Origin of the sequence: Amycolatopsis minnesotensis (genome assembly GCF_039529815.1) — a bacterium.
In the GTDB taxonomy this organism is placed as follows: Bacteria; Actinomycetota; Actinomycetes; order Mycobacteriales; family Pseudonocardiaceae; genus Amycolatopsis; species Amycolatopsis minnesotensis.
The window spans coordinates 102,210-124,359 of record NZ_BAAANN010000017.1; the positions used below are offsets into that span (position 1 = coordinate 102,210).

Annotated in this window: 24 protein-coding genes; 17 read left to right on the forward strand and 7 right to left on the reverse strand. The window is 68.4% G+C overall.

Going from position 1 to position 22,150, the window contains the following annotated elements:
• Window positions 1-317: 317 nt before the first annotated feature.
• The 4 genes from ABD256_RS22040 to ABD256_RS22055 are packed head-to-tail and all read left to right on the forward strand — an operon-like array spanning window position 318 to window position 3,353.
• Window positions 318-689, forward strand: coding sequence for a hypothetical protein (locus ABD256_RS22040; protein WP_344421814.1), 372 nt, complete (start codon window positions 318-320; stop codon window positions 687-689).
• Window positions 686-2,098: a putative T7SS-secreted protein gene (locus ABD256_RS22045; RefSeq protein WP_344421817.1), complete on the forward strand. Its 1,413-nt coding sequence runs from the start codon at window positions 686-688 to the stop codon at window positions 2,096-2,098. The genes ABD256_RS22040 and ABD256_RS22045 overlap by 4 nt, the downstream gene beginning before the upstream one ends.
• Window positions 2,098-2,751: a hypothetical protein gene (locus tag ABD256_RS22050; RefSeq protein WP_344421819.1), complete on the forward strand. Its 654-nt coding sequence runs from the start codon at window positions 2,098-2,100 to the stop codon at window positions 2,749-2,751. The genes ABD256_RS22045 and ABD256_RS22050 overlap by 1 nt, the downstream gene beginning before the upstream one ends.
• Window positions 2,752-2,768: 17 nt before the next feature.
• The gene (locus ABD256_RS22055; RefSeq protein WP_344421823.1) at window positions 2,769-3,353 is read left to right on the forward strand and encodes a hypothetical protein; all 585 of its coding nucleotides are present in this window, start codon (window positions 2,769-2,771) and stop codon (window positions 3,351-3,353) included.
• Window positions 3,354-3,381: 28 nt separating this feature from the next.
• Here the strand turns inward: ABD256_RS22055 and ABD256_RS22060 are convergent, their stop codons facing one another.
• A complete protein-coding gene (locus ABD256_RS22060; RefSeq protein ID WP_344421825.1) occupies window positions 3,382-3,756 on the reverse strand; it encodes an FKBP-type peptidyl-prolyl cis-trans isomerase in 375 nt (124 codons plus the stop codon).
• Between the two features lie 60 nt (window positions 3,757-3,816).
• Window positions 3,817-4,515: a hypothetical protein gene (locus ABD256_RS22065; protein WP_344421828.1), complete on the reverse strand. Its 699-nt coding sequence runs from the start codon at window positions 4,513-4,515 to the stop codon at window positions 3,817-3,819.
• A 171-nt stretch (window positions 4,516-4,686) separates the two neighbouring features.
• Between ABD256_RS22065 and ABD256_RS22070 the strand changes: the two genes are divergently transcribed.
• Both ABD256_RS22070 and ABD256_RS22075 read left to right on the forward strand, forming a co-directional pair.
• Window positions 4,687-7,410, forward strand: coding sequence for a penicillin acylase family protein (locus ABD256_RS22070; RefSeq protein WP_344421831.1), 2,724 nt, complete (start codon window positions 4,687-4,689; stop codon window positions 7,408-7,410).
• 32 nt (window positions 7,411-7,442) lie between these two features.
• Window positions 7,443-8,495, forward strand: a complete 1,053-nt coding sequence (locus tag ABD256_RS22075) for a trans-sulfuration enzyme family protein (protein ID WP_344421833.1) — start codon at window positions 7,443-7,445, stop codon at window positions 8,493-8,495.
• Here ABD256_RS22075 and ABD256_RS22080 read toward each other — a convergent pair.
• Complete coding sequence (locus ABD256_RS22080) at window positions 8,481-9,497, reverse strand: patatin-like phospholipase family protein (protein ID WP_344421836.1); 1,017 nt, start codon at window positions 9,495-9,497, stop codon at window positions 8,481-8,483. The two genes, ABD256_RS22075 and ABD256_RS22080, sit on opposite strands and share 15 nt — an antisense overlap.
• On the opposite strand from ABD256_RS22080, the gene ABD256_RS44450 reads away from it, so the two are divergent.
• Genes ABD256_RS44450 through ABD256_RS22090 form a run of 3 tightly spaced genes read left to right on the forward strand, consistent with a single transcriptional unit; the run spans window position 9,438 to window position 10,520 of the window.
• Window positions 9,438-9,761 carry a helix-turn-helix domain-containing protein gene (locus ABD256_RS44450; protein WP_425546491.1) on the forward strand — a complete coding sequence of 108 codons (324 nt, stop codon included), beginning with the start codon at window positions 9,438-9,440 and terminating at the stop codon, window positions 9,759-9,761. The two genes, ABD256_RS22080 and ABD256_RS44450, sit on opposite strands and share 60 nt — an antisense overlap.
• Before the next feature lie 17 nt (window positions 9,762-9,778).
• Entirely contained in the window at window positions 9,779-10,381 is a 603-nt protein-coding gene (locus tag ABD256_RS22085) for a DUF5753 domain-containing protein (protein ID WP_344422055.1), read from the forward strand.
• Window positions 10,350-10,520, forward strand: a complete 171-nt coding sequence (locus ABD256_RS22090) for a DUF397 domain-containing protein (RefSeq protein WP_344422057.1) — start codon at window positions 10,350-10,352, stop codon at window positions 10,518-10,520. Before ABD256_RS22085 ends, ABD256_RS22090 begins: the two co-directional genes overlap by 32 nt.
• Window positions 10,521-10,980: 460 nt before the next feature.
• Here ABD256_RS22090 and ABD256_RS22095 read toward each other — a convergent pair whose 3' ends face one another.
• Window positions 10,981-11,727: a FadR/GntR family transcriptional regulator gene (locus ABD256_RS22095; RefSeq protein WP_344421839.1), complete on the reverse strand. Its 747-nt coding sequence runs from the start codon at window positions 11,725-11,727 to the stop codon at window positions 10,981-10,983.
• A 94-nt stretch (window positions 11,728-11,821) separates the two neighbouring features.
• Here ABD256_RS22095 and ABD256_RS22100 point away from each other — a divergent pair, with 94 nt between their 5' ends.
• The 8 genes from ABD256_RS22100 to ABD256_RS22135 are packed head-to-tail and all read left to right on the forward strand — an operon-like array spanning window position 11,822 to window position 20,235.
• Window positions 11,822-13,312 carry an ABC transporter substrate-binding protein gene (locus tag ABD256_RS22100; RefSeq protein WP_344421842.1) on the forward strand — a complete coding sequence of 497 codons (1,491 nt, stop codon included), beginning with the start codon at window positions 11,822-11,824 and terminating at the stop codon, window positions 13,310-13,312.
• On the forward strand, window positions 13,309-14,256 hold the full coding sequence (locus ABD256_RS22105; RefSeq protein WP_344421845.1) for an ABC transporter permease: 948 nt from the start codon (window positions 13,309-13,311) through the stop codon (window positions 14,254-14,256). Before ABD256_RS22100 ends, ABD256_RS22105 begins: the two co-directional genes overlap by 4 nt.
• On the forward strand, window positions 14,253-15,083 hold the full coding sequence (locus tag ABD256_RS22110) for an ABC transporter permease (RefSeq protein ID WP_344421848.1): 831 nt from the start codon (window positions 14,253-14,255) through the stop codon (window positions 15,081-15,083). Before ABD256_RS22105 ends, ABD256_RS22110 begins: the two co-directional genes overlap by 4 nt.
• Window positions 15,080-15,853 carry an ATP-binding cassette domain-containing protein gene (locus tag ABD256_RS22115; RefSeq protein ID WP_344421851.1) on the forward strand — a complete coding sequence of 258 codons (774 nt, stop codon included), beginning with the start codon at window positions 15,080-15,082 and terminating at the stop codon, window positions 15,851-15,853. Before ABD256_RS22110 ends, ABD256_RS22115 begins: the two co-directional genes overlap by 4 nt.
• The gene (locus ABD256_RS22120; protein WP_344421853.1) at window positions 15,850-16,629 is read left to right on the forward strand and encodes an ABC transporter ATP-binding protein; all 780 of its coding nucleotides are present in this window, start codon (window positions 15,850-15,852) and stop codon (window positions 16,627-16,629) included. The genes ABD256_RS22115 and ABD256_RS22120 overlap by 4 nt, the downstream gene beginning before the upstream one ends.
• On the forward strand, window positions 16,626-18,071 hold the full coding sequence (locus tag ABD256_RS22125) for an aldehyde dehydrogenase family protein (RefSeq protein WP_425546492.1): 1,446 nt from the start codon (window positions 16,626-16,628) through the stop codon (window positions 18,069-18,071). The genes ABD256_RS22120 and ABD256_RS22125 overlap by 4 nt, the downstream gene beginning before the upstream one ends.
• Complete coding sequence (locus ABD256_RS22130) at window positions 18,068-18,829, forward strand: SDR family NAD(P)-dependent oxidoreductase (RefSeq protein ID WP_344421856.1); 762 nt, start codon at window positions 18,068-18,070, stop codon at window positions 18,827-18,829. Before ABD256_RS22125 ends, ABD256_RS22130 begins: the two co-directional genes overlap by 4 nt.
• Window positions 18,830-18,861: 32 nt before the next feature.
• A complete protein-coding gene (locus ABD256_RS22135; protein WP_344421859.1) occupies window positions 18,862-20,235 on the forward strand; it encodes an amidase in 1,374 nt (457 codons plus the stop codon).
• 1 nt (window position 20,236) lies between these two features.
• Here the strand turns inward: ABD256_RS22135 and ABD256_RS22140 are convergent, their stop codons facing one another.
• The 3 genes from ABD256_RS22140 to ABD256_RS22150 are packed head-to-tail and all read right to left on the reverse strand — an operon-like array spanning window position 20,237 to window position 22,119.
• Entirely contained in the window at window positions 20,237-20,824 is a 588-nt protein-coding gene (locus tag ABD256_RS22140) for a DUF3558 family protein (protein ID WP_344422063.1), read from the reverse strand.
• Window positions 20,825-20,832: 8 nt separating this feature from the next.
• Entirely contained in the window at window positions 20,833-21,819 is a 987-nt protein-coding gene (locus ABD256_RS22145; protein ID WP_344421862.1) for a hypothetical protein, read from the reverse strand.
• Between the two features lie 6 nt (window positions 21,820-21,825).
• Window positions 21,826-22,119 (reverse strand): hypothetical protein, encoded by a 294-nt coding sequence (locus ABD256_RS22150; protein ID WP_344421865.1) that lies wholly within the window; start codon window positions 22,117-22,119, stop codon window positions 21,826-21,828.
• Between the last annotated feature and the right edge of the window lie 31 nt (window positions 22,120-22,150).

Here is a 22,150-nt window from a genome sequence, read left to right on the forward strand (position 1 = left end):
TGTTCGTGGGGCCTTACCGGCCCCAGCTCCCGTTCTCCCGATTCGCAGTGGGGGACGACCCCCCACACCCCCGGCTGTAGGCCGGGGTTTTTTGTTGTGCGACTGGGTACTGTTTATTGGCTGTTTGGCCTCTTTGGTGGGTGTGGTCACAGGTGGGGTTGGTGCTTGTGGGTGGTTTGTTCGCGGGGGGCGGACAGGGCGGGGGATTTGGTTACGCTGGCGGGGGTGTGCGGTTACCGTGCATGACCTAGTGGCGTGGCCTGGGGAGGTGCCCATCGGGGGGTCCCTGGCGCGCGCGTGAGCGTGGGGAGCGCGAGATGAGTGGGGGATATCGGGTCGGGCTGGCGGAGATGGGGTCGCTCATCACCACCCTCGGCCAGGCCAAGGAACGCATGACGAGCGCGAACAAGGCGCTGGGGGATTCGTCACCCGTCGACATGGGCAGCCGCGAGATCGACACCGCGGGCAGCGACTTCCAGGACCGCTGGGAGTACGGCATCGGCAAGATCGCCGAGTTCTCCGGCTCCATGGTCGAGGCGCTGAACGCCGCCAAGAAGCTGTACCAGGAGATGGACGACAACGTCGCCGACATGCTCCGCAAGTCCGGTGGCGACGGGGCCGCACCAGCGCCGGTCCCGGAGCCGGGCAAGCGGTCGGCCATCGCGGACCGTTTGGACGGCCTCGCATGAGCTGGGCCCGCGCGCTCGACGAAGCCGCCCCCGTGGAAAGCGGCCTCTACCCGGCACTCGGCTTCGACCCGGCGCCCGGCGTCGTCGCCACCGTCACCGGCGTCGCCACCACGCTCGGCAAGGTCGCCACCGACATCGGTATCGCGCACGACGACCTGACCAAGCTGAACCGCTCCGACGGCTTCTGGGAAGGCGACGGCGCGCAGGCGTTCAAGGGCACCGTCGGCGAAGTGCCGGACTACCTGAACAAGGCGCACACGTCACTGGCCGACGCCTCCAGGACACTGGGCAAATGGGCCGAGGACCTCGGGACCATGCAACGGCAGGCCGCCGAGTTCGAGCAGCAGGCTGCCGCCGCGCAGTCGCAGGTCACCCGCGCGCAGGGAAATCCGAACCTGAAACTGGCGGGCCAGAGCTTCGAAGACCCGGCTCAGCTCCAGGAAGCCGAGAATGCCCTCGGCGCGGCGCAGCAGCAGGTGACCAAGGCCCAAGACGACCTGGACGCGATCCGCGGCGCCGCGAAACGCCTGCGGGAACAGCATCTCGACCTCGCGGGCCAGGTAGCCGCCGCCCTCCGCCGCGCGAAGGACGAAGCACCCGAAGAACCCGGCATGCTCGAAAGAATCGGCAACGCCATCGGCAAAATGGTCGACGGCATCAAGGATCTCGCGGGCAAGGCGTGGCAGTGGGTCAAGGACCACGCCGACGTCATCGCCAAGATCGGCGACGTGTTGAGCGCGGTCGGCACGGTTCTCAGCGTCGTCGCGGCTGCGACGTCCTGGATTCCCGGTGTAAACGCGGTAACCGCCGCGGCAGCGGTCGGGGTGAGCGCGGCCGCTGCCGGGACGCATTTGCTTGCCAAAGCCGCGGGCGCCAACGTCTCCTGGTCGACGATCGCCTTCGATGGTCTGGGAATGATTCCAGGGGCGGGCGCGGGAAAAGGTGCGCTCGGGGCGGCAAAGGTACTCCCCAAAGCGGTGAAGGCAGGGCGTAATGCGGCCAAGTTCGCCGAAGAGGGATCCAAGATGGCCAGCGGTGCCCGAGCGATGGGTAAGACTTTTTCGAGGGCGGGGTCGCAGCAGATCGGTGGCGGGGCGAACTTGGTGAACAAGGGAATAGACGGCGTCAACAAGGTTGCCAAGTTCCTCGGCAAGGAGGGGGAGGGAATTCAGAATCTGACTGTCAACTCGTGGAAGCCTGGTGGGCGGAGTCTGGCCACGCTCGGCCTCACGGAAAAAGCTCTGCACACTGCCGAGAGTGGGGCCGCGGTGGCCGCAGGGGCGGCGGTAGTGACAGGTAAACAAGCCGTCGTGACCGTGGGAAAATGGGAAGCGGAGCCCTATGTCGAACAAGGACGAGAGGCGGTTTCGCAGGGGGTCAGCAAGGCTCTGGGCGGGAGAATCAGATAATGAGCTCGAATTCCGGTAGCGCCGCGACGGACGAGCCAGTCGTTCCTCGGGGCTTCAGCCTCGGTATGCCACCAGGGTTCATAGCCTTGCCGCTCGACGAAGATCAGATCCACTCGACGGACTTCTGTGATCCGTTTCTTGAAGACGTCGGTAAGCAGTTCAGCCTGGAATCGGGTGGGGACCATGCCGCCGCGACGGCTGCGGCCTTCGCGGAACTAGGAATGACGATCGGCGGTAGTGGAGTCGACTACGCTGCTGTCGCGTACTACAAATCGCCGGAGGATCCGTTGCGGCCGATCATGGTCACCGTCACCGGGTTGACTATGCCGTCGAGCCATGGCGACCAGGAGACCGCCGTCGCCGGACTGTACGAGATTCACAAGAACGAAGGTCGTGGAACGCCGACCCTGATGGAACTTCCGGTCGGCCCCGCGGTGGCACTCGCGATACAGGACAAGAATTTCATATCGGTCGGGTCGGAGCGGGATCCGGTGTTGACGCGTCAGTTTTCGGCCTGGATTCCCGACCCGGACGGTACCGCGATCGGAGTCGTCTCGGTCCTGAGCAACTCTTGGCGTGACTGGGATCGGGTCTGCGTCCTAGGTGTCGAGATATTCGATACTTTCCAATGGGAGCCCATCGGTGTCGGTTGACGAGTCGGTGATCTGAAGTGCGCGATCCCAACGAGGCCTGTCGGGAACAGATCCGCGTCCACTTGTCGGCTCAGTGGCGCGAGTCGGTTTCGCTCGTTCATTTCCGGCGGCGTCGGTTCAGCTATGACGTGCGTGGGCGGCGCGGCAACGGGCATCCGGTCAGCTCCAGCGTTGCCCACCGGGTGTTCGGCAAGGCGGTCCTCATCGTCGCGCTCGCCGTCGTCGGGGTGTTCCTGCTGTTGCTCCTGGTGATCGAAGCCGTGCTGAACCTGGTGGGGCTGGAGCTGTCCTTGTCAGGACCGCTGTCGAAACAGGGCACCCTCGCAGTCAGGGGAGCGCCGGATTCGCCCGCGGTCCAGTTCGCCGACGCGGTCCGCGTCGACGACCGCACCCTGTGGCTCGCGTGGTCCCACTCGTATTTGGCCGTTGCGGTGGCAGGCGAAAACCGGTCGAGCCGGATCCTTTGGCAGGCACCACGCGGACAGCGACCGAAGCTCAAGGCGACGGAGGCTTCGCTGACTTGGCCGGACGGCTCCACGGTCCGGCTGGCGATCACCAACCGTGAGCGTCAGCTGGTCCGGGACCGCGGTGGCCGCCCGTGAGGCGCCCGCGCGGTCCCGGTACCGAAGATCAGCTGACGTTGACCAGGTCGACGACGAAGACCAGGGTTTCACCCGGTTTGATGACGCCGCCCGCGCCGCGGTCGCCGTAGGCGAGGTGCGGCGGGATGACGAGCTTGCGCCTGCCGCCGACCTTCATGCCCGCGACGCCCTGGTCCCAGCCGGGGATGACGTGCCCGGCGCCGAGCGGGAAGCGCAGCGGTTCGCCGCGGTCCCATGAGGCGTCGAACTGTTCGCCGGTGGAGTGCGAGACGCCGACGTAGTGCACGGACACGGTCTTGCCCGTGGCCGCTTCGGTGCCGTCGCCGACGCTGATGTCGGTGACGGTCAGCTCGGCGGGCGCCGGGCCGTCCGGCCGGTCGACTTCGGGCTTTTCCAGTGCCATTCGCTGTTCCTTCCTGGTGGTTACCGCGGACGTTAGTCGTTCACCGGTCATCGCGCGTGGTCAGCCGCCCTTTTTCATCCCGCACCAGGTCGCCTTGCCGTCGTCGACGTAGGCCTTGAACGTGACGGAAATGGGGGTGTCCTGCGCGTCGTTGAACGAGCCCTGGAACGCGATCTGGTAGCCCTCGCCCGACGCCTTGGACGTCACGCCGACACCGAAGTTCCAGCGACGCTCGTGCTCCGGGTTGGCCGGGTCCATCATCGGCAGTTGCTCCAGCACGTCCGCGCGGGCCTTCTCCTTGTTGTCGGCCGGCGAGCAGACCTTGATCAGGAGACCGTCGACGTTCTTGTAGTTCAGGTTCGACTGCAGGTGGATGGAAAGGGACTGCAGGGTCGACGCGTCCGCCGCCGGGATGCCGCCGCCGGACGGTGCCGAGGACGACTTCGGTGCGGAGGACTTCGGCGGAGACGACGGAGAAGACGACGGCGGCGGGGCGGCCGCGCTCGACGACGGCGGCGCCGCGGCCTTGTCGTCGCCGCTGGTCAGCACGATGGCGAGCACCACGCCGACCACCACGACCAAGCCGAGCGCGACGAGCCCGGCGATCAGTCCGGTCTTGTTCTTCCGCGGCGGCGGGCCCCCCGGGTACTGCCCGGGGAACTGGCCTGGCTGCTGGGGGTACTGGTACGGGTAACCACCCTGTCCGTGCGGCGGTTGGTGCGGTTGGCCGTACGGGCCTTGGTTGGGCGGATAGGTCACGGGACGTCCTTTTTGGCCAATTAGTGCATTCGAGTGGTGACGGTACCGCGTCGCCGCTGTATGCAGGGCTTACTCCATCAGAACGAGCCGAATGCGAATACTCTTCACAATGGTTCTACCGATGGGTAACGTGCGCCGGGTCACCATTCGAGCAGGGAGGGACGTTCCCGCATGCGACGACGCATAACGGCACTCGTCACCGCGACCGTCATCGGAGGCGCGCTCGCGACCGCCCCTCCCGTGGCCGCCGCGCCGCAGATCGACTTCTGCGGCAACCAGTGCAACGACATCACGCCGCCAGGCCAGAACGGGAACGCCACGCTGACCGACATCCTCCTGCACAAGACGCTGGGCACGCGGCCGGCGCACGCCGCGGACCAGCTCGGCAAGTACGCGGCGCTGCCGTCGAACTACCAGGGCCTGACCAGCGACACGATCGGCAGGTTCTTCAACGACTCGTCCTTCGGGGTGCCCGCGGGCCAGGTGGAAAGCACCGTGAAACCGCGCTCGGACGTGACGATCACGCGCGACAAGGCGACCGGCGTGCCGCACGTCCAGGGCACCACGCGCGCGGGCACCGAGTTCGGCGCCGGGTACGCCGCGGCGCAGGACCGGCTGTGGCTGATGGACGTGATGCGCCACGTCGGCCGCGGGCAGCTGACCTCGTTCGCGGGCGGCGCGCAGGGCAACCGCGATCTCGAACAGCAGTTCTTCTCCGCGGCGCCCTACACCGAACAGGAACTGCAGCAGCAGATCGACGCGGCCGCCGCGACCGGGCCGCGCGGCGTGCAGGCACTGGCGGACGCGAAGTCCTATTTGGACGGGATCAACCAGTACGTCAAGCAGTCCCACGACGGCCGCTACTTCCCCGGTGAGTACGTGCTCACCGGGCACGTCGACGCGATCACGAACGCGGGCACGATCGAACCGTTCAAGCTGACCGATCTCGTGGTGCTGGCCTCGGTGGTGGGCGCGCAGTTCGGCGCGGGCGGCGGTGGCGAGGTGCAGAACGCGGTCGCGAAGCTCGCCATGCAGGAGCGCTACGGCGTCGAGCAGGGTGAGAAGGTGTGGCAGAGCTTCCGCGCCGAGAACGATCCCGAAGCCGTGAAAACCGTGCACGACGGCCAGAAGTTCCCGTACGGCAACACGCCCGCGTCACCGCAGGGGGCAGCGCTGCCGGACCAGGGCTCGGTCAGCGGGCAGCAGCTCGTGTTCGATCCGACGGGCTCGGCGAAGGGCGCCGCGGTCCCGAGCCAGGCCGAGCACCGCGGCATGTCGAACGCGCTCGTGGTGTCCGGCAAGCACACCGAAAGCGGGCACCCCGTCGCCGTGTTCGGCCCGCAGACCGGGTACTTCGCGCCGCAGCTGCTGATGCTGCAGGAACTGCAGGGCCCCGGCATCAGCGCGCGCGGCGCGTCGTTCGCCGGCCTCAGCTTCTACGTCCTGCTCGGTCGCGGCCAGGACTACTCGTGGAGCGCGACTTCGGCGGCCCAGGACATCACCGACACCTACGCGCTCGAACTGTGCGACCCGAGCGGGAAACCCGCGACGAAGGACACGAACTACTACCGCCACCGCGGCCAGTGCCTGCCGATGGACACCGTGGAACGCAAGGATTCGTGGAAGCCGACCGTCGCCGACGGCACCGCGGAAGGGTCGTACACGCTGCGCAGCTACCGCACGAAGTACGGCCCGGTGACCCATCGCGCGACGGTGGGCGGCAAACCCGTCGCCTACGCCTCGCTGCGGTCGAGCTACTTCCACGAGATCGACTCGGTGCTCGGGTTCCAGCAGTTCAACGATCCCGATGCGATCAGATCCGCGCAGGACTTCCAGCGCGCGGCGAGCGCGGTCAACTACACGTTCAACTGGTTCTACGCCGACTCGAAGGACATCGCGTACTTCAACTCGGGCACGAACCCGGTGCGCGACCCGAACGTCGACCCGGCCATGCCGGTCAAGGCGGACGCCGGTTTCGACTGGCAGGGCTGGAACCCCGACGGCAACACGGCCGCCTACACCCCGGCCGCGCAGCACCCGCAGTCGATCAACCAGGACTACTACATCAGCTGGAACAACGCGCAGGCCGACGGTTACGCCTCGGGCGGGGCGGACAAGTCGGCGGTGCACCGCGGTGACCTGCTCGACAGCAGGGTGAAGCGGCTCATCTCCTCGAACACGCCGGTGACCAGGGTCAACCTGACGCAGGCGATGGCGGACGCGTCGCTGACCGATCTTCGCGCCGAGAAGGTGCTGCCGGACCTGCTGAAGGTCATCGACAGCGCGCCGGTGAGCGGGCCCGCCGCCGACGCGGTCACGAAGCTCAAGGTGTGGGCGGCCAAGGGCGGCAAGCGCGCGGAGACCAGCCAGGGCAGCAAGGCCTACACCGACGCGGACGCGATCAGGATCATGGACGCGTGGTGGCCGTTCCTGGTGAACGCCGAGTTCAAACCCGGCCTCGGCGACGCGGCCTTCGGCGCGATGGCGGGCGTGCTGCCGATCAACGAAACGCCGTCGGGATGGCAGCAGGAGGTGCCGGGCAAGCACGTCGGGACGCCGCACGCGGGTTCTGCCTACCAGCACGGCTGGTGGGGGTACCTGTCGAAGGACATCCGTTCGGTGCTCGGCGCGCCGGTCGCCGGTCCGATGGGCGCGAAGTTCTGCGGCGGCGGCGATCTCGGCCGGTGCCGCCAGGTGCTGCTGGACGCGCTGACGAAGGCGGCCGCGCAGCCGATCGCCGAGGTGTACTCGGGTGACGGCGACTGCAAGGCGGGCGACCAGTGGTGCGCCGACGCGATCATCCACCGGCCGCTGGGCGGGATCACGCAGGACAAGATCAGCACGCAGAACCGGCCGACGTTCCAGCAGGTGGTCGAGTACCCGTCGCACCGGTGAAGTGCGGGGGAGGGTTCGTCTACCGTGACCGGGTGGACGAACTCTCCCCTCGCACGCTGGCGATCGTCGCGGGCCGCCCGCACGGGCCAGGCGAACCGCTGAACACCCCGATCGTCCCGGCGAGCACCTACGGCGCCGGGACGGATCGCGCCTACGCCAGGCAGAACGGCACGCCGACCTGGGAAGCGTTCGAGGAAGCGATCGGCGCGCTCGAAGGCGGCCACGCGACCGCGTTCGCGTCGGGGATCGCCACACTGGCCGCGATCGTGGACGTGCTGCCCCTCGGCGCGAAGGTCGCGGTGCCGACCTTCAGCTACGCCGGGAGCCGCGGCCTCCTGGCCCACGAACACGAGCGTGGCCGTTTGGTCGTGTCGGAGATTCCACCCGGTAATACCAACGGCTGGCTCGATGCGGCGCGCGAGGCGGACCTGGTGTGGCTGGAGTCGCCGACCAACCCGACGCTCGACCTGATCGACATCGAGGCGGTGACCGGTGCGCCGGCCCGGACCGCGCGCGTGGTCGTGGACAACACCTTCGCCACCCCGCTGGGACGGCAGCCGTTGAAACTCGGCGCCGACGTCGTCGTGCACAGCGCGACGAAACTGATCGGCGGGCACAGCGATCTGCTGCTCGGCGTCACCATCGCCGCCGACGAGGAACTGGCGAAGGAGCTGCGGGATTCACGGTCCCGCAACGGTGCCACCCCCGGCGCGCTGGAGGCGTGGCTCGCGTTGCGCGGCCTGCGCACGTTGCCGGTGCGGCTCGCGGAACAGGCTTCGACGGCCGCGAAACTGGCGGACCTGCTCGCGCGGCACCCCGCGGTGACGAAGGTGCGGTACCCCGGTGAGGGCATCATGATCGGCCTCGAACTCGGCAGCGCGGAAGCCGCCGACAAGGTCTGCGCGTCGCTGGCGCTGATCCGGCACGCGACCAGCCTCGGCGGGGTGGAAAGCCTGGTGGAACGGCGCGCCACGATGGAAGGCGACCGGCACGTGCCGCCGGGGCTGATCCGGTTCAGCGTCGGGCTGGAGGATCCCGACGACCTGTGGCGCGACCTGGAACGGGCGCTGTCAGCCGACGCCTGAGCCGGCGAACGGGAACTTCGCCGGTGCCTTCGCGTCCGGGTCGACGTGGCGCCGCATGGCCGCGTCGCACACGGCGTAACCCCAGTTGATGAGCCGTTCCTGCAGGAGCGAAGGGAAACTCGTCAGCCTCGTCTTGGTCTCGGCGAGCTTCTTCGTGTCCTCGTGCGGTGCGGTCAGCGCGTCGGCGAGCTTGAAGTTTTCGATGTCGCTGTAACTTCCCCAGTAGGCGCCGGAAAACTCATCGTCTACATAGGACTTCAGGAGTCCGCCGGTGCGCAGCTCGCGGACCTGGTTGTCGGTCACCGTGGACACCCGCAGCATCTGGCTGATCCAGTTCTTCCCCACCTTGCGCAGGTTCTTCATGTGCTTGCCCGCGTCGCTCACCAGCACGGTTTCGCATTGCCCGACCACGGCGTCGAGGCCGAGGTTGTCGAACACGCCCGCGTCGGAGAGCACGGTCTTCCCGTCGCGGTCCGGTCGCGGATCCGGTGTCACCACCGGGGACAGGAACGGCGGGAAGGCCGACGACGCGGCGACCGCGGTGGCGAGCGTGACCCCCGGCTGGCGCGCGAACCACCACTGCGAACCGTCGCACAGATCGGTCGCGGTGAAGATGAACGACGGCCCGCTTGCGGTCAGGTCGGTCAGGTGCACGTCGCCGTAGAGGTGGTGCGCGTAGGCCATCGCCAGCTCCTCTCCGACGCTGCGCCACGGACGGAGCAACCCGCGCACGACCACGCCGACGTCGAGGCTGGTACTCGCCAGTTTCCGCAACGGCGTAACGACTTCGGCGCCGAGGTTCGCCGCGATGCCGTCGGTGAACTTCAACGACGGCCACGCCTTCGCCAGCGCGCCCGCCGCGATCGAGCCGCCGGACACACTGGACACGCGGTCGAGCCGGGAAAGCCAGCCCAGTTCGTTGAGCCGCCACAGCGTCCCGGTGTGGAAGAGCATCGCCCGGTACCCGCCGCCCGACAGGCAAAGCCCGATGGATCCGGTCATGCCACCCCTTCCGCTCGTGCGATCACGGTACAGCTTCGAACCGCTTGCGTTCTTTGCGGTGAAATCCGGCAAAGTATCTGTCCGGAACTCAGGAAGCGCCGCGAGGCAGTGAACATGTCGATCCGCGAACTCGGCAGGAAGCTGGGCTGGTCGCACGCGAGTCTGTCGTTCATCGAGAGCGGGGCGCGGCCGCCGTCGCCCACCGATGTCGCGAGGTACCTCGGCGGCTGCGGCCCGGGCCCCGCTCCTGCGAACCGAGCTTAACCGCGGAACTCAGATCTCTGGTCGTGCAGGAGAGCCTCGCGACCGTGATCACCGAGTACGAATCCAATGTGGTGCCCGGACTTCTGCAAACGGAGAACTACGCGGAAACACTGATGCGCTGGGGTGGGTTGCTCACGCCGGACAACGTTGAACTGCGGGTACGAGCACGAATGGCCCGGCAGGGTCTTTTCCAGCGATCCACACCGCCGCGATGCCTGTTCTTCCTGCGGGAACACGCGCTCCGCACGGTGGTCGGCGACTCCCGGCTCATGCACGAGCAGATGCTGTACCTCTTGCTCACCGGCGCTCATCCCCGTTGCGCCGTGCGCGTGGTTCTCGACTCGACCGGGCCCAACACGTGGAACAGTTTTCGAGTCATGGAGTACGACAAGTACCCCTCGATCGTCTACGCGGAAGGCATCTGCGGTGGCACTTTCCTGGAAGTCCCCAGCGATGTGATCACACACCGCACCATCCTCGGCAAGCTCGAAAACGCCGCACTCGATGAGGAAGAATCGCGGGCATGGCTGACCGACCTGGCAGCCGCCTACGATCACGAGGAGGCCGCCCACTCAAGTCCACCCCGGCCTGACCAGGCGCAACAGCTCCTACAGCAATGAGAGCGGCCAAACCTGCGTCGAGGTCGCCGAAGTCAGCACGGGTGCGGCAGTACGGGACTCGAAGGCACCCCAATCCGGCCACCTCACCGTCCCCCGCACCGCCTGGCAAGCCTTCCTCACCACAGCCCGCATGCCCTGAAGGTCACAGTGATGATGTGTGCGCGTTGATTCTGGTGAGGTGGGTGGCGGAAGCGCGGAGCCGTCGGGGGCTGGGTCCGTGAAGGTCGCCTTCGGGGAATCTGACGCCGCGATCTCGTCCCTCGCGGCGGGCGGCACGGTGGTGCTGATGCCCTGAAGGGGCCCTTCGCGGCGTCAGATTCCCTCAAGGGCCCCTTCGGGGCATGCGCCCGGAGCAGAGCGGGTCCGTGGAGGCCGCATCCGTGGCATTCACGCCTATGAAGGCCCCTGCAGGGGCCTGGACGCGGACGAGGGAAGAGGCGCGGGCGGCGAAATCCCAGCGCATGCCCTGAAGGTCACCTTCGGGGCGTCAGATTCCCCGAAGGGCACCTTCAGGGCATGCGCAGCGGGACCTCACCTTGACCTCTATAGGAGCATCCTTCAGGGCATGCGCAGCGCCGCCACCACAAGCGCGCGAACGGTCAGGTCTCGGCGCCGATCAGCGGCCGGAGCTTCGCGAGCCCTTCCTCCGGCACGTAATCCGCGTAGTAGTCGTACAGCGCTTGCCTGCCCAGACGGCAGGCCAGCGCGCCGTCCCCGTCGCGGACCGCGGCCAGCACCTCGGTGTGGTGCGCGAGCGAAGACCGCATCAGCGCGTGGCGGTCGTCGGCGTGCACGAGCTTGTCCTCGATGAGTTCGAGCACCACCTCCCGCACGACCTCGCCGCACACCACGATCATCGGGTTGCCGGTCGCGCGGGCGACGGCGTCGTGGAACGCCACGTCGGCGCGGCTGAACTCGCTCGTGCCGAGATCCGCGCGCATGGCTTCCAGCGCGGCCGCCATTTCGTCGAGCTGGGCGGACGTCCGCAGCGAAGCGGCCAGGAGATAAGCGGATCCTTCGAGCAGCATCCGGAACTGCAGCACCTCGCCGAGGCCCATGTGCCGCGCGCGCGTCAGGTGCCGCACGGACTTGTGCAATGCGGCGGGCGAGGCCGCGAGCACCTCGGGCCCGCGAGGGTCGCCGGGCCGCGAACGGAGGATTTGTGCGGCTTGCAACACCCGCAGCGCCTCGCGGACGGTGGACCGGCTGACCCCGAACTGGACCATCAGATCCCGCTCGCTGGATAGCCTCTCACCAGGCAAAACGCGCCCGGACAGTACCGCTTCCTCGATCTGTTCGACCACGCGTTCGTAGGCGCGGACCGGGGTCACCGGCTCGAATTCCACCTGTGGACACCCCCTTGGCCGCCCTTGATTATTGATCTGGGTGGTGCCAACCTCTGGATTGCTGGTCCGACCAGCATACCTGAGGGGAGGCATGATGAAAGTCCGGTTCGGCGCTGTGGCGCTCGCCCTGCTCGTCGTGCTCCCCGGGTGTTCCGCCGGGTCGAGCGCGGTCGTGTCGAAGGACCCGTCGACGTTGACCGTCGGGTTCGCCGCCGAGCCGCAGAACTTCGACTTCACCCGCACGGACGGCTCCGCCATCCCGCAGGCCCTGCTCTACAACGTCTACGAGGGCTTGGTGAAACTCGATCCGGAGGGCCGGATCGTGCCGCTGCTCGCCGAGTCGTGGACGGTCAGCCTCGATCGCACGGTCTACGACTTCCGGCTGCGCCCCGGTGTGAAGTTCGGCAACGGCGCGCCGTTCACCGCCGAGGACGTCCGGTTTTCGTTGCTGCGCGTCAAAACCGCGTGGACGATCTCGGTGAAGTCCGCGATGAACGTGGTGCGCCAGGTCGACGTGGTGGATCCGCTGCACGCGCGTGTGGTGCTGGAAAAACCGAGCAACGGCTGGCTGTTCAGCCTCACCAGCAGGATCGGCGCGATGTTCTCGCCGACCGGTGTCGCCGATCTCGCGAACACCCCGGTCGGCACCGGTCCGTACACGGTCGCGAGCAGGCGCCGCGGCGATTCCGTGGTGCTGCGCGCCAATCCGGCGTACTGGGGGCGCAAACCCGCCTACACCACGGTGAACCTCAAGTACATCAAGGATCCGACCGCGCTCAACAACGCGTTGCTCAGCAATGGCATCGATGTCATCGCGACGATCACCGCGCCCGATTCGATCCCGCAGTTCGAGAGTGACAACCGGTTCACCGTCCTGCAGGGCACCACGAACGCCGAAGTCGTGCTGGCCTTCAACGACGCGCGCCCGCCGTTCGACGACGTCCGCGTCCGGCAGGCGGTGACCCTCGCGGTCGATCGCAAGGCGCTGCTGGACACCGCGTGGGCCGGGCGCGGCACGCTCATCGGCAGCATGGTGCCGCCGACGGATCCTTGGTACGAAGACCTTTCCGCGGCCTACCCGTTCGACCCGGCGAAGGCGAAGGCCCTGCTCGCGCAGGCGGGCAAGACGGACCTGTCGCTGCGGATGCGGATCCCGAACCTGCCGTACGCGGTCTCCTCGGCGCAGGTCATCGCGTCGCAGCTCGCCGACATCGGGGTGCGGGTGTCGATCGAACCGCTCGACTTCCCCGCGGTCTGGCTCAAGGAGGTCTTCACCGATCACGACTTCGACCTGTCGATCGTGCAGCACGTCGAAGCGCGGGACATCACCACGTTCGGCAAACCGTCCTACTACTGGGGATACGACAACGTGGGCGTGCGGAACCTGCTGGACAGCGCGGACAAAGGCACCCCGGAGGAGCAGATCGCGGACATGAAGCAGGTGGCGAGGCAGCTCTCCGCCGATGCCGCCGCGGACTGGCTCTTCCTGTTCCCCAATGTCACCGTGGCGAAGAAGAAGGTCACCGGCCTCGCCCGCAACCAGGTCAGCGAATCGTTCGACCTGACCGGGCTCGGGTCGTCATGACCGGCCGGATCCTGCGCCGCACGGCGATACTCGTGCTCAGCGTGCTGGCCGCGTCGATCGTGGTCTTCCTGTTCATGGCGGTGCTGCCCGGCGATCCGGCACAGGTCGCGCTCGGCGTGAACGCGACGCCGGAGCTGCTCGCCAAGACCCGCCACGAGTTCGGCATCGACCGGTCCCTGTTCGTCCAGTACCTCGACTGGATGGGCGGTGTCGCCCGCGGCGACTTCGGCCGTTCCTACGTCACGCGCGAGGCCATCGGGCCGCAGCTCGTCGACCGCCTCGGCGTGACGCTGTGGCTCGTCGGCGCGGGCATGCTGATCGCGGTCGTGCTCGCGATCCCGTTTGGCACGTTCGCCGCCGTGTGGCACCGGCGGTTCAGCGGCACCGCGATCTCCGGGCTCTCGCAGCTCGGCGTCGCGATCCCCGCGTTCCTCGCCGGAATCCTGCTGGTGCAGGTGTTCGCCGTCCGGCTGCGCTGGCTGCCCTCGGGCGGCTGGACCCCGCCGGACCAGGACTTCGGCGCGTTCCTCGGCGGGCTGGTGCTGCCCGCGCTCTCGCTCGGGCTCGTGCAGGGCGCGGTGCTCACCAGGTACGTGCGCTCGTCGGTGCTCGACACGCTCGGCCAGGACTACCTCCGCACCGCGCGGGCGAAAGGGCTGCGGCCGTATCCCGCGCTGCTGCGGCACGGGCTGCGCAACGCGGCCGTCCCGGTGGTCACCGTGCTCGGCCTCCAGCTCACCACCCTGCTCGTCGGCGCGGTCGTGGTGGAGCGCGTGTTCGTGCTACCCGGCCTCGGCAGCATGCTGCTCGATTCGGTGTCCTCGCGCGATTTGCTCACGGTGCAAGGGATCGTGCTCGTACTGGTCGTCGGCGCGCTGCTGGTCAACTTCGTGGTCGACCTGCTCTACGCCGTCATCGACCCGAAACTGCGGGGGGCCTCATGACGGCGGTGAAGACGGGCCGCTCGACGCTCGTCACCGGCGCGGTCCTCGTCGGGCTCGTGGTGGCGCTCGCGCTCGTCTCGTTCCTGTGGACCCCGCACGACCCGGTGAAGGTCGACGCGACGGCGCGCCTGCTCGGGCCGACCGGCGAGCACCTGTTCGGCACCGACAAGCTCGGCCGCGACGTCGCCAGCCAGATCATGGTCGGCGCCCGTACCACGCTCTACGTCGGTGTGGTCGCGGTCGGCGTCGCCGCGGTCATCGGGACCCCGCTCGGCATCCTCGCCGGGATGTCACGGCGCTGGCTCGGCGAGTTCGTGATGCGCGCCAACGATCTCGTGCTCGCCTTCCCCGCGCTGCTGCTGGCGATCATGCTCGGCGCGGTGTTCGGCGCGAGCACGCTCACCGCGATGATCGCGATCGGCGTGGCCACCGTGCCGTCGTTCGCCAGGATCGCCCGTTCCGGCACGCTGCAGGTGATGAGCAGCGAGTACGTCCTCGCGGCGCGCGCGGCCGGGCGGTCACGGCCGTTCATCGCGCGCAGGCACGTGCTCCCGAACATCGCCGGGCTGCTGATCGTGCAGTGCTCGGTGTCGTTCGCGATCGCCGTGCTTTCCGAGGCGGCACTGTCGTTCCTCGGGTTCGGCACCCGCCCGCCGACCCCGTCCTGGGGGCGGATGCTGCAGGAGTCGCAGGAACTGCTCACCGTCCAGCCGCGGCTCGCGATCGTGCCCGGTCTCGCGATCGCGATCGCCGTGCTCGGCTTCAACCTGCTCGGTGACGGCCTGCGCGACCGGTTCGACCCGCGGCTCGGTGGTGGCCGCCGATGAACGCCGTGCTGGAGGTCGAAAACCTCACCGTCTCCGCGGGCGGCGAGCCACTTGTCCGCGAGATTTCTTTCACCGTCGGCAGCGGCGAGCGGGTTGGCCTGATCGGCGAGTCCGGCTCGGGGAAGTCGCTGACTTCGTTGGCCATCATGGGATTGCTGCCGGAAGGGCTCCACGCGTCGGGATCGGTGCGGTTCGGCGGACGCGAATTGCTCGGCGCGCCGGAGCGGGAGCTGTCCCGGCTGCGCGGGCGCGAGATGTCGATGGTGTTCCAGGAGCCGATGACGGCGCTGAACCCCGCGATGCGCGCCGGGCGGCAGATCGCCGAAGTGCTGCTGGTGCACCGGACGAGGCCCGACCGTCGTGCCGCGCGCGCCACGACAAGGGAACTGCTCGAAGCCGTCGGCCTGCCTTCGCGCACGGCACGCGCGTATCCGCACCAGCTCTCCGGCGGGCAGCGCCAGCGCGTGCTGCTGGCGATCGCGCTCGCCAACGATCCGGCCCTGCTCATCTGCGACGAGCCGACCACGGCGCTCGACGTCACCGTGCAGGCCCAGGTCCTCGATCTCATCGGCGCCGGGATCGCCGAGCGGGACGCCGCGCTCCTGTTCATCACGCACGACCTCGCCGTGGTCGCGACGATCTGCCGCCAAGTGCTCGTGATGCACGACGGCGCGATCGTCGAATCCGGCCCGGTCACCCGCGTGCTCACCTCGCCGTCGCACGACTACACCCGTTCGCTGCTGGCCGCGTCGGATCTGGAGGCGTCATGAACGACGTCCTGATCGAGGTCCGCGATCTCGAACGCCGCTACGCCCGCGGGGGAGTGCGCGCGCTGCGCGGGGTTTCGTTCGACGTGCACGCGGGCCAGCGGTTCGGGATCGTCGGCGAATCCGGCTCCGGTAAGTCCACTTTGGTCAGACTGCTCGCCGCGCTCGACCAGCCCACCGCGGGCACGGTGACCTTCGACGGCGAGCGCGTGGACGGTGTCCCCGAGCGCCGCCTGAAGTTCCTGCGCCGCGACCTGCAGATCGTGTTCCAGGATCCGATGGGCTCGCTCGACCCCCGGATGCGCGTGCGCGACATCCTGTGCGAGCCGCTCGGAAAACCCCGTGACCACGCGGATCGCGTCGATGAGCTGCTCGACGCCGTCGGGCTGCCGCTCGACGCCGCGAACCGGTACCCGCACCAGTTCTCCGGCGGGCAGCGGCAACGCGTTTCGATCGCCCGCGCGCTGGCGCCGAAGCCGAAGGTGCTGATCGCCGACGAGCCGGTCAGCGCGCTCGACGTCTCGGTCCGCAAGCAGATCCTCGCGCTGCTCGCGGATCTCACCGAGCGGTTCGAGCTGACCATGGTGTTCGTGTCCCACGACCTCGCGGTGGTGCGGCACGTGTGCGACACCGTGGCGGTCATGCGGCGCGGCGAAATTGTCGAGCAGGGCGAGGTCGGTCAGGTCTACGACCGCCCCGAGCACCCCTACACCCGGCAGCTCGTCGCGGCGGCACCGAACCTGCGAGCGGTGCTCGCCCGGCTGGAAGGAGCATCGTGATCTTCGAACCGCCCTATCCCGGCGGCCTCCCGGTCGGCGCCGAATGGGTGTCCACAGTGGACTCTTCGACGGTACGCTTCCCGTACGACGGCTCGCCGGTCGCCGAGGCGCCGGTGGGCTCCGCGGAGCTGGCGCGCCGAGCCGTCGACGAGGCGATCGCCGTCTCGCGCGCAGTCGCGGCGCTCCCGTCGCGGACGAGGCGTTCGCTGCTGCTCGACGTCAGCACCGCACTGGAGGCCGAGCGAGAAGCACTGGAACGGCTGCTGGTCCTGGAAAGCGGGAAACCCCTCGTCGACTGCCGGGTCGAAGTGGCCCGCACGGTCGTCACCTGGCAGGCAGCCGCCGAAGAGGTGTCCCGCGTGCACGGCGAGACCGTGCCGCTCGACCTGCTGCCCGCTGGCGACGGGCTCACCGGGTTCTGGACCAGGCGGCCGATCGGGGTCGTGATCGGCATCGCCGGCTTCAACTACCCGCTGCTGCTGGCCTCGCACAAGATCGCGCCCGCGATCGCCGCCGGCTGCCCCGTCGTGTGCAAGCCCGCGCCGCAGACACCGCTCGCGACGCTCTGGCTGGTGCACCTCGTCCGCGAGGCCGCGGCGAAGCTCGGCGCTCCCGCCGAAATGGTCCAGTTGGTCACCGGTGCCGCCGAGGTCGGTTCGACCCTCGTCACCGATCCCCGCGTCGGCGCGGTGTCGTTCACCGGCTCGGCCGCGGTCGGGCACCGGATCGCGCGGGACGCCGCACCCCGCAAGACCCTGCTCGAACTCGGGTCCAACTCGGCGCTGATCGTCGCCGAGGACGCCGACCTCGACGCGGCCGTCGACGCCGTGATCCGCGGCGGGTTCTACGCCTCCGGGCAGGCGTGCATCTCCGTCCAGCGGGTGCTGCTCGCCGCGCCGGTCGCCGACGAGTTCACCGCCACGCTGCTGGCCCGCATCGGCGAGATCGTGACGGGCGATCCCCGCGACGAGCGCACCAGGGTCGCCGCGCTCGTCGATACCGCCGCCACGGAACGGGCGCTGGCCTGGGTTTCCGCCGCGGTCGCCGCGGGAGCGCGCCTGCTCTCCGGCGGCGAGGCGGACGGCACGGTCATCCGTCCCACCGTGCTCGCCGACGTGCCCGACGACGCCGACTGCTGGGCGGAAGAGGTGTTCGCGCCGGTCGTCTGCCTGCGCACGGTGTCCGATGTGGACGAAGCGTTCGCGGTGGCCAACGCGTCGCGGTACGGCCTGCACGCGAGCGTGTTCAGCCGCTCGCTGCGCACCGCGTTCCGCGCGCTCGACGAACTGGAAGTGGGTGGTGTGGTGGTCAACGAGGTACCGGGGTTCCGCTCGGACACCATGCCCTACGGCGGGGTGAAGGACTCCGGCACCGGCCGCGAAGGCCCGCGGTTCGCCGTCGAGGAGCTGACCGTGACCAGGATGGCGGTGATCCGCGCATGACCGAGTACGCCAGCCTCTTCCGGCTCGACGGCAAGCGCGCGGTCGTGCTCGGCGCGGGCAGCGGGATCGGCAGGGAGGCGGCACGCGCGCTCGCCGCCCACGGTGCCGAGGTGATCTGCGCCGACCGCGATCCCGGCGCGGCAGCGGAAACCGGCGCCGGTGAGGTGTACGAGCTGGACCTGCTCGACGGCGAAGCGGTCACGCGGGCCGCCCGCGACCTCGGCGCACTGGACGTCGTCGTGCTGACCGCCGCGATGAACGTCCGCAAGCGGATCCTCGACTACACGCGCGAGGAGTTCGACCGCGTCCTCGCGTTGAACCTCGGGGCGACCTTCGACGTCGTGCGCGCGTTCGGCGGCCCGATGGTCGAGCGCGGCGGGGGCAGCATCATCGGGTTCTCGTCGATCCGCGGCACCACCGTCGAACCGGGCCAGGGGGTCTATGCCGCGACGAAAGCGGGCCTTGTCCAGCTCTTCCGCACCGCGGCCGCCGAGTTCGGGCCCGCGGGCGTCCGGGTCAACGCGATCGCGCCCGGCGTCGTCGAAACACCGCTGACCGCGCAGATCAAAGCCGATCCGAGCTGGTACGCGGCCTATGCGGCGAAGAGCGCGCTCGGCAGATGGGCAAAACCGAGCGAACTCGCGGGCGCCGTCGTCTACCTCGCCTCCGACGCCGCGAGCTTCGTCACCGGCAGCGTCCTCGCCGTCGACGGCGGCTGGACGGCGGTCGACGGCCGCTACACCCCACCGGCATCGTGACGGGAACTGAACCTGAACAAGGAGGCGCAGGCATGACGGATCTGAGCGCGGTCGAGCTGGTCGGGGCCTACCGGGCGGGCACGCTGTCACCGGTCGAGGTCACCGACGCGGTGCTGGCCAGGATCGAAGCACGGGAGCCCGAACTGCACGCGCTCTACGAGCTGGACGAAGCACGCGCGCGGTTCGCCGCGAAGGAGTCGGAAGCCCGCTGGCAGGCGGGTGAGCCGCTCGGCCCGGTCGACGGCGTGCCGCTGACGATCAAGGAGAACATCGCCACCGAGGGCACCCCGGTGCCGCTGGGCAGCGCCGCGACGGAACTGGTTCCCGCACCGGCCGACGCCCCCGCGGCGGCCCGGATCAGAGAATCGGGCGGTGTCCTGCTCGCGAAGACCACCATGCCGGACTACGGCATGCTCACCTCGGGCCTGTCGAGCTTCCACACCGCGACCAGGAACCCCTGGGACCACGCGCGCACGGCGGGCGGGTCGAGCGCGGGCGCCGCGGCGGCGGCCGCGGCGGGGTACGGGCCACTGCACGTCGGCACCGACATCGGCGGCTCGATCCGGCTTCCCGCCGGCTGGTGCGGGCTCGTCGGGCTGAAGCCGAGCTTCGGCCGCGTCCCGGTGGATCCGCCGTACATCGGCAGGGTCGCTGGCCCGCTGACCAGGACCGCCGCGGACGCCGCGCTCCTGATGGGCGTGCTGGCCCGCCCTGACGCGCGTGATCACATGTGCCTGCCTCCCGAGGAACTCGCCTGGCAGGACCTGGACGGCGATCTGCGCGGCCTGCGCATCGGCCTGCACCTCGACCCCGGTACCGGGTTGGCCGTCACCGAAGAGATCCGCGCCGCGGTGGTCGAAGCCGCGCGCCTCTTCGAATCCGCGGGCGCCGTCGTCGAACCCGTCGATGCGTTCCTGACCACCGAAATGCTCACCGGGCTCGACCGGTTCCTGCGGGTCCGAGCCTGGTCCGACCTGAGCGCGCTGCCCGAAGAACGGCGCGCGAAGGTCCTGCCCTACATAGCCGACTGGGCACGCGGCGGCGCGGAACTGTCCGGAGTGGACGCCTACCGCGGCTTCGCGCAGATCGACGCGACGAGCGCCGCGACCCTGCGCGCCACCGAGCCGTTCGACTTCGTGCTCTCACCCACCAGCCCGGTATCCGCCCCGCCCGCCGAATGGGCGTCGCCGACGAACGACCCCCGTCGCCCCTTCGAGCACATCGCCTTCACCGTGGCGTACAACATGTCCCGCCAGCCCGCCGCCTCGGTGAACTGCGGCTACACCACGGACGGCCAGCCGATCGGCCTGCAGATCTCCGGCCGCCGCTTCGACGACGTCGGCGTCCTACGGGTCACCGCCGCCTACGAACGACTCCGCCCCACCCAGCGCCCCTGGCCGAACTGACTCACCCGACCAGCTTCTCCAACACCAGATCCAACACCTGCCGCGCGCCCCCGCAGACATCACCGTGATCACCAGCGGCCAAGCTGAAGCGCGCTCCGAGTGCCTGGTTGCCCGCGAAGTCGGCGAAGACGATGCAGGTGGGAAAGCCGCCCGGGGCGTCTGCCGTGGCGAGTTGCCAGGCCACTGCGGGGATGCCGCGGATGGATACAGTTTTGAACTTGTCCGGCGGCAGTTGAAAAGAGTGCACTTGGGCGGCGGGTTGCCCTTCAGGGTAGAGAATCAGGATGGCATCCGGCGTGTAGTCGGGTGAACGGTACGCCTCACAGGTCGACCCCTGCATATTGACCGGCGGCACGGCCTGATTCAAGGTCTGTTTCCGGCCGTCGAGTCTGTAGCGTTCGTCGACGGTCTTCGGCATGATTTCACATGGATTCTCGCGGTATCGAGCCACGTCGACTGAAACTGTCGGAGGAGCAGGCGCCGGCGAGGTCGGCGTCGCTGTCGCGGGGGCAGGCGGGGTGGAGCATCCAGTCAGCAGAAGTGCCGTGCACAACGTCACTTTCGTGGGATATCTCAGTTGATCGCCCATCAAATCCGTCACCCGTCGAGACGCTGCTGTAGAAGACTTTTCGGCTTGCTCACGCCTTCTGGTCGAGCATTGCCGGGCATCTTGTCCTTTTCGCTGCTCACTTTCCCGTCAAACTGGGCCACATCTCGCGCTGCCGAGTAGAATGTACTGTAGTGGAACTCCGGCTTCGTTACGTCGATGACCGGCGACATTGGGGCAAATAGCTCATTCTTTTCACGCGACATTTCATCACGTGCCTTGGCTATGATATTCTTGGCGTCGCCGATGCCTGCTTTGAATGCATCCATTATCTGGCTGCGTCCTCCTGTGTAGCCTTTTACTACATCTTTGTAAGTCGCGTCGTCCACAGTTTTCTGAACAGTCGATCCTGACATCGATATAATGGCGCCGACAGTCGTGCTGAGGATGGTTCCGCCGAACCCGATTCCGGCGAGTGCGCCGACGAGAGAGGCGCCCAGTCCAATTGCGTATTTGGTGTCGGCTTCTTCGCTCAGTTTCATCGCCTTGTCTGCGGCGGCCATGGTAGCCTGCGCCAAGGCGCAGTAGTCTCTTCTCGCGTGGACCGATATACCGAGTAGTACTACCAGGGATCTAATCGTCGCGAGAGTGTATTCGGACTGCTGTCCGATGAATCCCTGGATCATGGACACTTGGCGTTGGAACGCCCGAGCGCCATCGCCCTGCCAGTCCTGGACCGAGTAGTCGATCGAGCGAAACGCGTCGATGAGATCCGATGATTTGGTCGGTGACATGCTCCGGCAGACGGTCTGCATGCGTTCGAACTCGTCGGAAATCTTTTGCGGGTCGAGGCTGAGCACGTCCAGCGCGTCGTGGTGCAGCGAGCGAACGATGGTGTCTCCGGGGCTGCCCGCGATGCCCGGCGAGCCGGGCCAGGCGTCACCGCCCGCGTCGTTGAGCAGATCGATGATCTTGGCGCCGAGTTTCTCCGCGGTGTCGAGTACCTGGTGATCCGATGGCCAATCCGGCACTGTCATCCCCGCTCAGCGCTGGCCGTCGGCTCGCCGGTACAGGGCGACGATTCCACTGGCCGCTTGCGCGGTGGCGTAAACCACCTCGCACCCGTGCTTCTGCCGAGCCGCGACCTCGTCCGAAAAGGTGGCGTAGGCCGACTGGAAGTCGGCGACCTCAGCCATGCTGCCACCTGGTCCGGCGAGACCTTCATGACTCGTGAGCACGCCGAGCTGGTCGCGCATGATGTCGCCTATTTCCGGCAACGCGTCCTCCGCCACACGCTGGAGTTGCTCCAGGTCCACCTCAAAACTTCCGTCCGGCATGTCGCCCCTCCCAAAGCTCCGCGCCGAGCAC